The sequence below is a fragment of the Solimonas terrae genome (genome assembly GCF_011067135.1).
GTDB classification, from domain to species: domain Bacteria; phylum Pseudomonadota; class Gammaproteobacteria; order Nevskiales; family Nevskiaceae; genus Solimonas; species Solimonas terrae.
This window is the reverse complement of record NZ_JAAMOW010000004.1, coordinates 205896-219561: the sequence shown is the minus strand read 5'-3', so window position 1 is coordinate 219561 and position 13666 is coordinate 205896. Positions and strand designations below refer to the sequence as shown.

The 13666-nt window shown below is 66.2% G+C and carries 14 protein-coding genes; 3 read left to right on the top strand and 11 right to left on the bottom strand.

Features of this window, described 5'->3' with window-relative positions; genetic code table 11:
• Positions 1-18: 18 nt before the first annotated feature.
• Entirely contained in the window at positions 19-510 is a 492-nt protein-coding gene (locus G7Y85_RS09185) for a DUF456 domain-containing protein (protein WP_166255298.1), read from the bottom strand.
• Between the two features lie 64 nt (positions 511-574).
• Here G7Y85_RS09185 and G7Y85_RS09180 point away from each other — a divergent pair, with 64 nt between their 5' ends.
• Positions 575-2068, top strand: a complete 1494-nt coding sequence (locus G7Y85_RS09180) for a DUF3336 domain-containing protein (protein ID WP_166255295.1) — start codon at positions 575-577, stop codon at positions 2066-2068.
• Between the two features lie 10 nt (positions 2069-2078).
• Here G7Y85_RS09180 and mscL read toward each other — a convergent pair whose 3' ends face one another.
• Both mscL and G7Y85_RS09170 read right to left on the bottom strand, forming a co-directional pair.
• On the bottom strand, positions 2079-2495 hold the full coding sequence (mscL, locus tag G7Y85_RS09175; RefSeq protein WP_206675547.1) for a large-conductance mechanosensitive channel protein MscL: 417 nt from the start codon (positions 2493-2495) through the stop codon (positions 2079-2081).
• A complete protein-coding gene (locus tag G7Y85_RS09170; protein ID WP_166255292.1) occupies positions 2492-3412 on the bottom strand; it encodes an SDR family oxidoreductase in 921 nt (306 codons plus the stop codon). The genes mscL and G7Y85_RS09170 overlap by 4 nt, the downstream gene beginning before the upstream one ends.
• On the opposite strand from G7Y85_RS09170, the gene G7Y85_RS09165 reads away from it, so the two are divergent.
• Positions 3411-4430 carry a 2Fe-2S iron-sulfur cluster-binding protein gene (locus tag G7Y85_RS09165; protein ID WP_166255289.1) on the top strand — a complete coding sequence of 340 codons (1020 nt, stop codon included), beginning with the start codon at positions 3411-3413 and terminating at the stop codon, positions 4428-4430. The genes G7Y85_RS09170 and G7Y85_RS09165 overlap by 2 nt on opposite strands.
• A gap of 10 nt (positions 4431-4440) precedes the next feature.
• On the opposite strand, the gene G7Y85_RS09160 is transcribed toward G7Y85_RS09165, so the two are convergent.
• The 7 genes from G7Y85_RS09160 to G7Y85_RS09130 form a co-directional block, all read right to left on the bottom strand.
• Positions 4441-5298, bottom strand: a complete 858-nt coding sequence (locus G7Y85_RS09160; RefSeq protein WP_166255286.1) for an SEL1-like repeat protein — start codon at positions 5296-5298, stop codon at positions 4441-4443.
• Positions 5299-5387: 89 nt separating this feature from the next.
• Positions 5388-6578: a heme biosynthesis HemY N-terminal domain-containing protein gene (locus G7Y85_RS09155; RefSeq protein WP_166255283.1), complete on the bottom strand. Its 1191-nt coding sequence runs from the start codon at positions 6576-6578 to the stop codon at positions 5388-5390.
• Complete coding sequence (locus tag G7Y85_RS09150) at positions 6575-7537, bottom strand: uroporphyrinogen-III C-methyltransferase (protein ID WP_166255279.1); 963 nt, start codon at positions 7535-7537, stop codon at positions 6575-6577. Before G7Y85_RS09150 ends, G7Y85_RS09155 begins: the two co-directional genes overlap by 4 nt.
• A 79-nt stretch (positions 7538-7616) precedes the next feature.
• Positions 7617-8396, bottom strand: coding sequence for a uroporphyrinogen-III synthase (locus tag G7Y85_RS09145; RefSeq protein WP_166255276.1), 780 nt, complete (start codon positions 8394-8396; stop codon positions 7617-7619).
• Positions 8393-9319 carry a hydroxymethylbilane synthase gene (gene hemC, locus G7Y85_RS09140; RefSeq protein ID WP_166255273.1) on the bottom strand — a complete coding sequence of 309 codons (927 nt, stop codon included), beginning with the start codon at positions 9317-9319 and terminating at the stop codon, positions 8393-8395. Before hemC ends, G7Y85_RS09145 begins: the two co-directional genes overlap by 4 nt.
• 73 nt (positions 9320-9392) lie before the next feature.
• Entirely contained in the window at positions 9393-10133 is a 741-nt protein-coding gene (locus tag G7Y85_RS09135) for a LytR/AlgR family response regulator transcription factor (protein ID WP_166255270.1), read from the bottom strand.
• 15 nt (positions 10134-10148) lie between these two features.
• Entirely contained in the window at positions 10149-11243 is a 1095-nt protein-coding gene (locus tag G7Y85_RS09130) for a sensor histidine kinase (protein WP_166255267.1), read from the bottom strand.
• 211 nt (positions 11244-11454) lie between these two features.
• Here G7Y85_RS09130 and argH point away from each other — a divergent pair, with 211 nt between their 5' ends.
• Entirely contained in the window at positions 11455-12840 is a 1386-nt protein-coding gene (gene argH, locus G7Y85_RS09125; RefSeq protein WP_166255264.1) for an argininosuccinate lyase, read from the top strand.
• Between the two features lie 258 nt (positions 12841-13098).
• On the opposite strand, the gene G7Y85_RS09120 is transcribed toward argH, so the two are convergent.
• A complete protein-coding gene (locus G7Y85_RS09120; protein ID WP_166255261.1) occupies positions 13099-13548 on the bottom strand; it encodes an SRPBCC family protein in 450 nt (149 codons plus the stop codon).
• Positions 13549-13666 lie beyond the last annotated feature (118 nt).

The following is a 13666-nucleotide window of genomic DNA, read 5'->3' as shown; positions in this document are numbered from 1 at the left end:
CGCGGCGGCGTGGTCTCGCTACAGCCACCACGCGAAGGCAAAGATCAGCAGCATCGTCAGGCACAGTGCGAGCTTGGCGATGCTGCCGGCCAGCAGGCCGAGCCAGGTCGCCAGACCCACGGTCGCTGCACGCTCGACGCGGCGCTGCGCGACCAGCTCGCCGACCACGGCACCGACGAACGGACCGAGCAGCAGCCCGGGAATGCCGAGGAACGCACCGACGATGCTGCCGAGCAGCGCGCCGGTGACTGCCTGCGGACTGGCGCCGACCTTCTTCGCACCGAGCGCCGACGCGACGAAGTCTACGATCACGGTGACGATCACGACCGCCCCCAGCAAGGTCAGCGTCGGCCAGCCGACATGCCGGTAATGGTCGGTGAGCGCTATCAGCCACAGGCCGAAGAACACCAGCGGCGCGCCGGGAATGATCGGCAACAGCGTGCCGAGCAGACCGGCGACGATCAGGGCGATCGCGATCAGGGTGGAGAGCACGGGCCAGAGACTGTTCATCGGTACGATTTTCCCATCCGAACGGCCATTCACGACCGGCAGCATAGCCCCTACACTCGAAAGCATGAGAAACCCGCCCCGTTTCGCCTCGCGCGTCGTTCGCGAGCGCCTGCGTGAACTCGGCCATGCACAGACCTACCAGGGCTGGCGCGAGATCGCCATCGAACTCGATCGTCTTGAAGGCGCCGACGGCTGGACTCAGGACGACACCAGCGAAGACTTCGATTACCTGCTGATCCAGGAACGCCTGCAGCGCATTCGCGCGCTGCGACAGAAGGCCGACGTGCGCCAGCTGGCGTTCGAGCTGTATGAAGGCCTGCACGGCAATCTGGGCAACATCTCGAATCCGGCGCTGTATGCCGTCGCGCGCGTCGGCACCAAGCGTCTGGTCGCCGATTACATCCACGAAGTCTCGCGCTGCCTGGATTTCATCTGCGCCGGCGACTTTGCCGACTTCGGCTTCGAGGAAAAGATCCAGTTCTTCAAACGCACCGCGACCAGCTTCGGCCGTTCCGCGCTGATGCTGTCGGGCGGCGGCACGCTCGGCATGTTCCACCTCGGCGTGATCAAGGCCCTGCACACGCAGAAGCTGCTGCCGCGCGTGCTGTCCGGCGCCTCCGCCGGCTCGATCATCGCCAGCGCCGTGGCGGTGCGCAGCGACGATGAAATCGACGCGATGTTCGAACCGGGGGGCCTCAATCTCGACGCGTTCCAGTCGCTCGGCTGGCGCGAGATCATCCGCGGCGGCGCAGTGATGGACAGCGGCCAGCTGGAACGCTGTCTGGAAGCGAACATCGGCGACCTGACCTTCGTCGAAGCCTTCGATCGCACGCACCGCATCGTCAGCATCACGGTATCGCCGGCCGAAACGCACCAGCAGGGCCGTCTGCTGAATTACCTGACGGCGCCGCACGTGCTGATGCGCAAGGCTGTGCTCGCCTCCTGTGCGGTTCCCGGCATCTTCGCGCCGGTGCAACTCGAAGCGCGCAACTACGCGAAACAGACCGTACCCTATCTGCCGAGCCAGCGCTGGATCGATGGCACCCTGTCATCGGACCTGCCGATGCTGCGACTCGCGCGCCTGCACAACGTCAATCACTACGTCGTCAGCCAGACCAATCCGCACATCGTGCCCTTGATCGCCGCAGCCGAGCGCGAACGCCGCGGCCTTGCACCGTTGGCCAGGGAACTGGTGAAACAGGGCGGCAGCGGTGCGTTGCGACTGGCGCGCAAGCATCTCGATCCCCACGGCGGCGGCCGCCTGCTCGGCAAGATCGACAACATCGTGCGCCAGCGCTACTCGGGCGACATCAACATCTTCCCGGTCCCGTCGCATCGCCGCATGCTCGGCCTGTTCGCCAACCCGTCGTCAGACGACATCCAGACCTATATCCGCGAAGGCGAACGCGCGACCTGGCCCCGCATCGAGCGCATCCGCCTGCAGACGCAGATCTCGCGCACCTTCGAAGACTGCATTCGCCTGCTGAAACGGCGCGAGCACGAACGCGTGCACGCCGGCGATCCACGCGCGCACAAGCCGCTGCGCGCCGTGCGCTGAGCCGCCGGCCTCAGCCCTTCTGCTTCAGCAGATCGCGGATTTCCGTCAGCAGCTTCTGCTCGGCACTCGGCTCGGGCGGGGGCGGCGGTGCAGTCACCTGCTCGGCCTGCTTGCGTCGCTGCAGGCGATTGATCAGGCGCACGACCAGAAAGATCGCAAATGCGACGATCACAAAATCGAACACGTTCTGCGTGAACTTGCCGTAGGCGAACAGCACCGCCGGCGCGTCGCCGACGGCCGGCTTGAGGGTGATCGCCATGTTCGTGAAATTGATGCCGCCGGTCAGCAGACCCAGCACCGGCATGATCAGATCTCCGACCAGCGACGAGACGATCTTGCCGAAGGCACCGCCGATCACGACACCGACCGCGAGGTCGATGACGTTGCCGCGCATCGCGAATTCCTTGAACTCTTTCATCATGCTCATGTTGCGACTCCTTCTTGCAGGGACGTTCGGGGCAACACACAACTCGGCAGACCGGCGGCCAGATTCGGATACTGCGGCGTGAACCGCAACTCCTCGCGCAGACGCTGCGTCCGCAGGCGTTTCGACTCGTCGATGAACGACATCATCGCCGGTGTCAGCGCCGCGCGCGCCTCGTCCATCGTCACCTGTGGCGGCGGCGGCAGGCCGAGCAGCTGCGCGCAACGCAGGAAATAGTCGGCCATCGTCGTCGGTTCGCCATCGGCGACGTTGTAGGCGCGGCCGTCGCGGCCGAAGACGGCAGCATGCAGCGCGGCCGTCGCCAGATCGTCGGCGTGAATGCGGTTGGTGAAGGGCGACTGTTCGGCGCGCACCACCGGCAGGCGCTTGCGCAAGCGTTCCAGCGGCATGCGGCCGGGGCCGTAGATGCCGGGCACACGCAGGATCACGGTTTCGCCGTCACGCTCGGTCCGCCATTGCCGCAGGGCCTGCTCGGCATCGACCCGCCGCACACCCCGCTCGCTCTGCGGCCGCAAGGGCGCGTCTTCGTCGATCCAGCGCCCCTCGCAATCGCCGTAGACGGCCGAGGTCGAGATGTACACGATGCGTGCGATGCGGCCCTGCTGTGCCGCCAGCCAGCCGCGCAGGCGATCGTCGCGGGTGCCCGACTTCGGCGGCGGCGCGAACCAGAACAGAAAAGGCCAATCGCCTGCGTCCTGCGGCTGATCGAGATCCTCGATCCGCACGCTGGCACCGAGTCGCTCGAGCGCGCCGCTCTTTTGCCGGTCGCGGACGATTGCCGTAACCTCGCGGCCCATGGCGCGCAGACGCGCCGCGACGCGCAGGCCGATGTCGCCGCAACCGGCGATCAGGGCCGATGACGGCAGTGCCGCGCGCAGATCTTCGTCCGGAATCTTCATGACCCGACAAGTTTACTTGGCCGACCGGCCGCAGCGTTTCAGTGTAGACGACGGCGAGACCCTGCTCGCCGCCGGTTTGCGCCATGGCCTGGCGATGCCGTTCGGCTGCCAGTCCGGTGGCTGCGGCTCCTGCCGCGTGCGTCTGGTGTCCGGCGAGATCGACTATCCGTTCGAGCCACCGGCGCTGTCGGCCGCGGAACGCGAGGCCGGCTACGTGCTGATGTGCCTTGCGCGCGCGCGCAGCGATCTCACGATTGCCCTGCATCAGCCAGCGCAGATCGAAAGCCTGCGCCCCAGGCAGTTGCCGGTGCGCGCGGCCGGCAAGCAGTGGCTGGCGCACGACGTGCTCGGCCTGACGCTGAAACTGCCGAAAGGCGACGGCTTCCAGTATCTGCCGGGTCAGTACATCGACCTGCTGATCGAAGACGGCCGGCGCCGCAGCTTTTCGCTGGCCAATCGTCCGAACGGCGAGACCCTGGAACTGCACGTGCGCGTGACGCCGAGCGGCCGTTTCGCGAACTGGGCGGCGAACGAAATGCCGGAGCGCGCCATCCTGCGCCTCGAAGGTCCGCTCGGCGCGTTCTATCTGCGCGAGGATTCAGCGCGACCGATCGTGATGGTGGCCGGTGGCACCGGAATCGCGCCGATCCACGCGATGCTCGAGGAGCTGCTGACACGCGGCACCGGGCGCAACGTGCATCTGCTGTGGGGCGTGCGCAGTCTGCGCGACCTGTATCTCGATGCGCGGCTGCGCGAGTGGGCGACGACGCATCCGCATTTCCGCTACACGCCGGTGCTGTCCGAACCCGACGCCGACTGGCGCGGCGCACGCGGCCTCGTGCATGAGGCATTGCTGCAGGCACACCCTTCGCTCGATGGCTTCGAGGCCTACCTGTCCGGCCCGCCGGTGATGGTGCGTGCCGGCAAGGACGCCTGCATACGCGCCGGCGTCGACGCCGATCATCTCTACTACGACTCGTTCGATTACGCGTTCGAAACCTGGCCGGCACTGGGGTAACGCGAATCGGCTAGAACGCGTCCGCGTTAACCCATGTGGCCGAAATGAGCGCGATACGCCTTGCGGAGTCGCTATTCGCGGGCTCAAACCGAAATCCACTGAAACGAACCTGATACTTCACGCTTTCGGCAGGATAGGCGTCGAAGAAAAACAGCGCCTGCTGCTTCCCGTCCGGCTGCAGCAGCGCGATCGCCCATCGACGCCAGATCGGCGGCGCGTCGTCTTTGTATGCTTCATCCGGAAAACGGGGCTCCGCACTGTGTCGCATATCGAACTGGGCGGGTTTTCGGTCCGGATTGAGCTCCGAGAACAAGTGCGAGCCAAGCTTGGCGGATCCAAAATACTTTTCGAAGTTTTGTCCATACCTTTCAATCAGTGCGTTGGCGTCGGCCGCTGTCGCGGCAGCATCGTACGAATCACCTACGGCCGCGACAGTCCGAGCGAACAGGAATTTGCCAAACGCCGCCCCCATATTTGAAGGAGGGCCAAGAGTGGGCCCCTTGTATTCGTCACGCTCAGCGATTAACTGATAGTGGAGGTAAGTCGCCGCCCAGACCGCCGCCGCTTCCGGCTTTTTCAGTGCGATTTCCACCTCTGTCAAACGAGGAATTGCATCCAGCACCCCAAGTACGGCGGCGTTGCTAAGCAAGCGCTCGGCTTGCTCCAGGTCGACATCGACAATCGCAGCAGGGTGCTCACGTCCCCACGCATACAATACGCCGAGCAAATACAGAGCATCCGCATTTTTCGATTCGGCACTTTTCGTCACCACCTGAAGCGCCGACTGCCGCGATTCGGCAGCCTGTGTGGTATCAAGAAGCGTCGCGACATCTTCGATGGTCAATGGTTTGACCGCCGGATCGGGCATTTGCGCGCTTGCAGAAGGTACTTGAGCCGACAACGCGCAGCCTAGGATGATTGCCACCAAGCGTCGGTACCCAATACGGGCGGACATATTCACAGCGCCTGGCCGACGAACTCCAGCCCCTGCCGGTAGAAGCGCTGTGCGTCGTCGCTGTTCTGCGTCATTTCGCTGAGCCGCGCGAGCTCGAGATAGGCGGCCGGTGACGGCGCAACGCGCAGCACGGCATCGAGATAACTGCGCGCCTTGCCCCAGAGCTTGTTGCGCAGACAGACGCGGCCGGCCGTGATCAGCAGCTCCGGACGCTCGCCATACTGATTCAGCCAGTTCTCGATGGCGGCCAGCTGCGTGAGTGGATCATCGGCGTGCAACTCGCCGTACAGCGACGCGAGCTCGGCATCCCAGTCCTTCTTCAGAACGTCGCTGACGAATGCCAGCGCTTCGGCATGCGCGTTGAGCCGGGCCAGGCCGCGCACGTACTCGTTGCGCACGGCGGCGATGCGCCGGAAGTCGCGCGGCGCGGCGTCCCAGACCGTCTTGAGGCGATCGAGCCGCGCAAGACGCTGCGCTTCCTGCAGGCATTCGACCAGGGTCTGCGTCAGCAACTCGCGGTAACGCTCGTCGCTGAGCGCGCTGCGGCTGTTGTCGTCGAGCAGCAGCTGGCGCAGGGATTCCCAGGCCTTGAGCCCTTCGTAGCTGGCGGCGAGCATCTCGACGGCGTACGGATGCTGGGGATTGATCCCGCGCAGGCGCAAGGCGGTATCGCGTGCCGCCGTGTACTCGCCGCGCTCGATCTGCAGTTCGGTCTGCGTGAGCAGCGTCGCGAATTCCATTTCCGGGGCAATCTCGCTGGCCAGCCGCAGATAGTGATCGCGACGCTCGCCGGCACCAAGACGCTGCGCGGCGCGCGCGGCCGCCAGGTAGTTCAGGTGACCGGCGTGATGATCCGCAGCGCGCCGCACGAGTTCGATCTCGGCGCGTTTCCAGTTGCCTTCGAGCAAGCGCAGCAGGCCGGTCTCGAACGATTCCTGGGCCTTGTCGGCGCGACGTTGCGCGAGCAGGCGCTGCAAGGTTGCCGGCAGGCGCACACCGGCGACCAGCAGCTTCAGCAGCGCATAGCCACCGAACAGCACGACGGCGATCGCAACGATCAGGCCGAGCAGCGATGTCTCGACGATCCAGTGATGAAAACTGATCAGCACATAGCCGGTTTCGCTGCGCAGGTAGAACGCCACGGCCGCGCCGCAGGCCAGCACCACGAGCGCGGTGATCAGCAGGCGGATCATGGCTTTTCGTCAGGCTGCATGAACGCGCGCAGCAGTCCGAGACTGCGACTGATGTCCGGCAAGGGTGGCGACAATTCCAGAGGCTGCAGGCGTTCGAGTTCGGCGTGCGCCGCAGCGACGCCCGGATCGTCCTTCTGGAAATAGGTGTCGAGCCAGGTCGAGGCCGACTCGCAGAGATCGCGGAAGGTCGTCGTATCCCCGCGCAACAGCGCGATGCGCGCACCTTCGAGCTTGAGCGCGAGCACCTGCACCACCAGTGCCTCCTGCTCGGCGTCGAGCAGGCGCGGCGACGGGCCGCTGTCGCGACGCACGGTGAAGATGCTCGACAAAGCCTCGCGGACCGACGCGCCGACACGCTGGTACCAGCGTGCGTCGTCGGCCATCGGCACGCGTTCGGCGACTGCGGTGAACCGCGACGGGACGCGCGCCAGCAGCGGCAGGCGCGGCGCGCGATCAATCAGGCTCGACAGCGTCAGCGCGGCGCCGACGTAGTCCGGCAGGGGCACTGCCTGCAGTGCCGCCTTCTCCTTGGCCAGGGCCTGTCGCACCGGGAACAGGCGCGGCTCCTTGAGCGCAACCAGACGCGTGTCGGCCTCGTTGATCGCAACGATCGCCGACGGCACGTCGCGGGCGAGCTGCAGACGGTCGTTGGCCAGCATCAGCAACTGCTCGATCGCCGCCAGTTCGAAATGTGCGCGGCCGCCGGCGAGCTCTTCCTTCAATTGTCCGACGATCTGATCATGGGTATCGATGCGGCTGCCGAGTTCAGCCAGCTCATTGGCATTGCGCTGCGCGGCCCCGGCCATGTCGCTCTGCCGCGACTCGAGCCGGTCACCCTGCACTTCGAGCGCATTGATGTCGCGCGTCATGCCCTGCAGCGCCTCGGTCTGCGCGCGGTAGATGCCGCTGATGCGCGTGTACAGCCAGGCGCCACCGCCGGCCACGGCAGCGACCAGCATCAGGCCGAAAAGCCAGCGCAGCGCGCCGCTCGGGGGTTCGGCGCCGGGCCCTGCGGGGAAAGGCGCAGGAGTCGATACTTCAGCTTGTTCTGTCATCGCGATCTGTTTCGGCGCGCCAGCATTCCAGGCAGTGGAGGTAGGCGGCATCGGTCACCTGTTCCGGTACCCGCGGCGTGGACAGGAAGCCCAAGCGCTGGGCCTGTTCTACCACACGGTGACTCGGCACAACCAGCGGCAGCCGCCGCAAGCGGTCCTCGCGTCCGACCGGCATCAGCGCCATCAGCCGCGCCAGGGCTTCGCCGTTGGTGATGACGGCGACATCGGCCTGCTCGACCATCCGTGCCGCGCTCTGCGGGTCGTGCGGCAGGTTCACGCGCCGGTAAACGGCAATCACCTCGAGCTCGGCGCCGCGCGCCATCAGTGCCGACTCCAGCGCATCGCGGCCGCCTTCGCCGGTCACGATGACAATGCGCCGACCGCCGACATCCTGCAGTGCCGGCAGTGCCAGGACCGCTTCGCTCGAGTAGGCGCCGTCCGGAAGATCGACCTCGCAGCCGAGCTGACGCAGCACTGCCGCCGTCGCCGCACCAAGCGCAATGCTGCGCGGCCACACCCCGCTGTCGATTCGCCGCGCCTGCCTGACGGCATTGGCGCTCGTGAAAATCCAGGCTTCGGCGGCGCGCGCCTGCGCCAGCGCACGCGCGGCAGTCGCCGTCTGGCGCACCGGTTCGATGCTTTGCAGCGGCAGACGCAGTGCCGTCGCACCGCGTGCTTCAAGCAAATGGCAGAGCGCGTCGGCCTGTGCCGCCGGACGCGTGACCAGCACACGCAGACCCTGCAGCGACGCGCCGTCGTTCACGTCAGCGTGATGCCGAGCGCAGTCAGAATGGCACCGGCGCCCTGGGCCAGCAGGCGATCGGCCAGGGTTCGTCCCAGTGCCGCCGCGTCCGCGATCTCCCCTTCGATATGGTCACGAATCAGTTGCGAGCCATCTGGTGCGGCGACCAGACCGTCGAGGCGCAGGCGCGAACCGTCCAGTACCGCGTGCCCGGCGACGGGCACCTGACAGGCGCCGCCGAGCTTGGCATTCATGGCGCGCTCGGCGGACAGCCGGACGGCCGACACCGGGTCGGCGAGCGGTGCGAGCATGTTCAGCGTCTGGCGATCGTCGCTTCGGCATTCGATGCCGACGATGCCCTGACCGATCGCCGGCAGAAAGCGCTGCGGATCGAAGCTCTCGCGGATGCGTGCGCCGAGCCCGAGCCGGACCAGGCCTGCATGCGCAAGGAGGATGGCGTCGTACTGGTCTTCGTCGAGCTTGCGCAGGCGACTGCCGACATTGCCGCGCAGATCGCGAACGACCAGATCCGGTCGCGCCGCGCGCAACTGCGCCTGCCGGCGCAGGCTGGAGGTGCCGACAATGGCGCCGGCCGGCAACTCGGCGAGGCCGGCGAAGCGGTTCGAGACGAAGGCGTCGCGCGGGTCTTCGCCATCGAGAAAAACGGCGAGTGTCAGACCGTCGGGCTGCCGCGCCGGCACGTCTTTCATCGAGTGCACCGCGATGTCGGCACGCAACTCGAGCATCGCCTGTTCCAGCTCCTTGACGAACAGGCCCTTGCCGCCAACCGCGGCCAGCGGGCTGCTCAGCAGCTGGTCGCCGCGCGTCGTCATCGGCAGCAGCTCGACCACCAGTCCGCTGTGCGCGGCCTCGAGCCGGGCCTTGACGTGCTCGGCCTGCCATATCGCCAATGGCGATTCGCGCGTTGCGATGCGTAACTTCATCGGTGCTGAAATCCCGGGTATGCCTGCGTGTGGTGCATTGTCCCAGATTCAGACCGACCGGTCGGCAGCGACGTCAGGCCTCGGTCAGGAAGCGTCGGACTTCGGCAAGGCGTCGGCGCGACACCGGCAGCGCCTGCGTCGCGTGCTTCATCTTCAGCCAGTGGTGCTGTTCGCCATGCCGGTCGCGCTCGAGGCTGGCGATGAAGTTGGTGTTGACCAGCGCCTTGCGATGTATGCGCAGGAATTGCGGCTGCAGATCGTCTTCCAGCGTCTTCAGCGATTCTTCGATCAGAACCTCGCCGTGCATGTGGGCGACGGTCGTGTATTTCTGGTCGGCGAGGAAGTAGACGACCTCCTGGGTCGGCACGCGGATCAGGCCGTCGCGCGTCGACGCCAGGATGAACTCGCGCTTGAGCGCTTGCGCCTCGCCGCCGGCGCTCTGCGGCTTGTGTGCACGCGTCGGTTTGCGTACACGCTGCAGAGCATCGCGCAGCTTCTCGATGCGAATCGGCTTGAGCAGGTAGGCCTGGGCATTGGCGTCGAAGGCCGACAGCGCATGCTCGGAATAGGCGGTCGTGAAAATGATCGCCGGTGGCACGTCCATCTCGGCCAGCTGACGCCCGACCTGCAGACCGTCGATTCCGCCCATGCGAATGTCGAGCAGCACCAGATCGGGCTCTTCGTCGTCGATCACGTCGAGCGCGGTTTCGCCGTTGTCGGCTTCACCGACCACTTCGTAGCCCGGAAATTCCTGCAGGAGACGCTTCATGCGCTCGCGCGCCAGCGGCTCGTCATCCACGATCACGACGCGCATGTCTTCGTCTCCTCGTTAGTCTTGTTCCGTCGACGCCGTTTCGGGTATTTCCATGCGCGGCAGCACCAGTCGCGCCCGAAACACCCCGCCTTCCAGGCGCAGGTCACGACCCAGTTCGAGCCGCGCCCCGCCACCGTAAATCAGCTTGAGGCGTTGGGCAATGTTGTCGGTGGCGACGCGGTTGCCGTGCACGGTCGGTTCGCTCTGCGGCGGAATCGGATTGCTGACTTCGATGACCAGCCGGCCGAAGATCTCGCGCGCCGCGATGCGAACGACGCCACTCTGCGCCAGGCGCGAGATGCCGTGATGGACGGCGTTCTCGATCACCGGCTGCAGGATCAGCTTCGGCACCGGCCATTCCAGCACGTCCTCCGGCACATCCCACTCGACCACCAGCCGTTCGCCCAGGCGCAGTTTCTCGATGCGCAGATAGGCATGACACAGGCCGATCTCCTCGAGCAGTTTGGCGACCTGCAGGCCCTTGCCGAGGCTCGCGCGGAACAGGTCGGCGAGATCCTCGACCATCATTTCCGCTTCGTTCGGCCGCACCTGGATCAGCGCGGCGAGACTGTTCAGCGAGTTGAACAGGAAGTGGGGGCGGATGCGTGCATTGAGCGCCTGATAGCGCGCCTCGCCCTCGGCGCGCACCTGCATGGTCCACTGATGGCGGACCCAGAAGTAGCGCAACAGCAACAACGCGACCAGCGCCGCGATCAGCATGTGGCGCAGGATGAAGGTGATCCTGCCCTGGTTGCCGAGCGCGAAGTCCCAGTGCATGTAGGTGCTGAAGCGATAGGCCAGATCCGAGATCACCGTGACGATCACGACCAGCAGACCCCAGCAAACGAAAAACACGACGCCGGGTCGCGCGTAGCGCAGCCAGCGCCGGGCCCAGCACAGGGTCGCCGCCGAACAGATCCCGATCCACTGCAGGTAGATCGTGATCAGCAGCCAGCGTTGCAGCGCGCCCTTGCCGACCGCGGCACTCGACAGGGTCAGCACCGCCGCGACGACCGCCATGATGAACGCCAGCGACAACACCGGCCGCGCCTCGCAGAAATTCGGGATCAGGTCGAGGCGATGCCGCGGCGATGGGTCGATCTGCTTCACGAAGCCTGCGCGAGGAACCGGAACGCTCCGGCCTCGCCACTTTGCCGCGTCGTTGCCGCCGGCAGCAAGCCAGTCCCCGGAATGGCCGGACGGCCTCGACAGGCTGCCGGACCCGCCCTGTCGATCACCGGCGGCGGCCACGCGGTCTCCAGCCGCCGCCTCGACGCCACGCGCCTATAATCGGCGGCCTTCTGCCAACACCTGTCCATCCATGTCCGGAAACCAGAAACTCTGGGGCGGCCGCTTCGCCGAATCCACCTCCGCCCTCGTCGAGAAATTCTCCGAGTCGGTGAGTTTCGACGCACGCCTGTACCGCCAGGACATCGCCGGCAGCAAGGCGCATGCACGCATGCTGGGCAAGGTCGGCGTGCTGGCAGCAGACGATGTCGAAAGGATCGTCGGCGGCCTCGATGCAATCCTCGCCGAAATCGAGGCCGGCCGTTTCGAGTGGAGCGAAAAACTCGAAGACGTTCACATGAACATCGAGGCACGGCTCACCGAGCGTATCGGTGATGCCGGCAAGCGCCTGCACACCGGGCGCTCACGCAACGATCAGGTCGCCACCGATCTGCGCTTGTACGTGCGCGACGTGATCGACGGCCTGCTGCCGCTGATCGATCGCGTCGCCGACGGCCTGCTCGATCTGGCCGAACGTGAAGCCGACAGCGTGATGCCCGGCTTCACGCATCTGCAGATTGCCCAGCCGGTGACCTTCGGCCACCACATGCTGGCATGGCGCGAGCAGATGCTGCGTGATCGTTCGCGCCTCGTCGATTGCCGTCGCCGCATGAACCTGCTGCCGCTCGGCGCAGCGGCGCTGGCCGGCACGGTCTACCCGATCGACCGCCACGACGTTGCCGCGCAGCTTGGCTTCGACGGCGTGACCGAGAACTCGCTCGACACCGTCTCCGATCGCGATTTCGCGATCGAATTCTGCAGCGCAGCGAGCCTGATCCTCGTGCACCTGTCACGCTGGAGCGAGGAACTGATCCTGTGGTCGACGCCGATGTTCGGCTTCGTCAACCTGCCCGACCGCTTCTGCACCGGCAGCTCGATCATGCCGCAGAAGAAGAATCCGGATGTGCCGGAACTGGTGCGCGGCAAGACCGGCCGCGTGATCGGCAACCTCAATGCCCTGCTGGTGCTGATGAAGGGCCAGCCGCTTGCGTACAACCGCGACAATCAGGAAGACAAGCCGCCACTGTTCGATACCGTCGACACGGTGTCGGCCTGCCTTGCGGTCTACGCCGACATGATTCCGGCGATCGAAGTGCGTCGCGACAACTGCCGCGCCGCCGCCGCCAGGGGCTTTTCGACGGCGACCGATCTGGCCGACTACCTCGTCAACAGGGGGCTGCCGTTCCGCGATGCGCATCACGTGGTCGGCAGCACGGTCGCTTACGCACAGCAGAAGGGCTGCGACATTGCCCAACTGTCGCTCGATGAATTGCGCAAGTTCTCGCCGATGATCGACACGGACGTCTACGCGAAGATCACGCTTGAAGGCTCGCTCGCGGCCCGCAACCACTACGGGGCGACCAGTCCGGCGCAGGTGCGCGCGGCGATTGCCCGGGCGCGCGCAACGCGCACGCCTTGAGGCTTCGTTTGTCCCGGGATCTGTTCCCGCAAACGGCGTGGCTGTCGTGGTGTCTGGCAAGGCGCAAGACGCGATCCGCAGGCAGCGGTTCGCAGCGCCGCATGGCGGCTCGCCACGCGCCTCCCCGAACGGGCCGGTCCGTTTTGCCACATCGCGACGTCTCTCGTCGCTCATGTCCGCCTCGTGCACCTCACTCCTCGTTCCTTGCGCTCCGGCAGAGCGGACTCGGCCACGGCGAGGGCTGAGGGTCAACAGGCCCTAGGCGACCTGCAGGCCGGGCGCGGCAAGGGTGCGCCGCAGGCGCTTGAGATCGTTGCCGACCTGCCAGCGGAACAGCAGAGCGAGCAGCGGGCCGAGCAAGCGGCGATGACCGGGGGGCTGCAAGTGCAGCACGTAACTCAGACAGGTGCCGTTGCCTTCCGCTTCGAACAGACGCCGCCCCTCGCAGGGCACCGGCCCGCTCAGCACGCGGAAGGCCGTGCGTCGACCCGGCTCCCAGGCAATGACTTCCGACAAAGTCTCGGCTCGCACTCCGAACATCTGCAGGGTTTCATGCATGCGCGTCCCCAGCGCCGGTGCGCCATCGGGTTCGCAGCGCGTCGCGATCACGCCTTTGCGCCACAAGGGATCGTTGCGGTAATCGGCCGCGAAGGCGAATACCTCGTCGGGGGCCTGGCACAGAAAGATGCGGCAACGGATCGTGATCACGGCAGGCACGCGCGGTGGCAGTCGGGGAAGTGTCCGCGAAACGGCCGCGGCGCGCCGCGAACTACAGCACACGCGAACCGACGCTTCGCTGAATCGCGACGCGCTTGAAACGCGCCGG

Excerpts from the sequence above, each read along its gene's own strand:
- G7Y85_RS09150 (WP_166255279.1), bottom strand. The coding sequence starts at position 7,537 with ATGCTGGTCGCTGCCGTGGCCGGCGGTGGCGCCTGGCTGTACACGCGC.
- mscL (WP_206675547.1), bottom strand. The coding sequence starts at position 2,495 with ATGAGCATGATGAAAGAGTTCAAGGAATTCGCGATGCGCGGCAACGTC.
- G7Y85_RS09170 (WP_166255292.1), bottom strand. The coding sequence starts at position 3,412 with ATGAAGATTCCGGACGAAGATCTGCGCGCGGCACTGCCGTCATCGGCC.
- hemC (WP_166255273.1), bottom strand. The coding sequence starts at position 9,319 with ATGAAGTTACGCATCGCAACGCGCGAATCGCCATTGGCGATATGGCAG.
- G7Y85_RS09135 (WP_166255270.1), bottom strand. The coding sequence starts at position 10,133 with ATGCGCGTCGTGATCGTGGATGACGAGCCGCTGGCGCGCGAGCGCATG.
- G7Y85_RS09155 (WP_166255283.1), bottom strand. The coding sequence starts at position 6,578 with ATGATCCGCCTGCTGATCACCGCGCTCGTGGTGCTGGCCTGCGGCGCG.
- G7Y85_RS09160 (WP_166255286.1), bottom strand. The coding sequence starts at position 5,298 with ATGCCCGATCCGGCGGTCAAACCATTGACCATCGAAGATGTCGCGACG.
- G7Y85_RS09165 (WP_166255289.1), top strand. The coding sequence starts at position 3,411 with ATGACCCGACAAGTTTACTTGGCCGACCGGCCGCAGCGTTTCAGTGTA.
- G7Y85_RS09185 (WP_166255298.1), bottom strand. The coding sequence starts at position 510 with ATGAACAGTCTCTGGCCCGTGCTCTCCACCCTGATCGCGATCGCCCTG.
- G7Y85_RS09180 (WP_166255295.1), top strand. The coding sequence starts at position 575 with ATGAGAAACCCGCCCCGTTTCGCCTCGCGCGTCGTTCGCGAGCGCCTG.
- argH (WP_166255264.1), top strand. The coding sequence starts at position 11,455 with ATGTCCGGAAACCAGAAACTCTGGGGCGGCCGCTTCGCCGAATCCACC.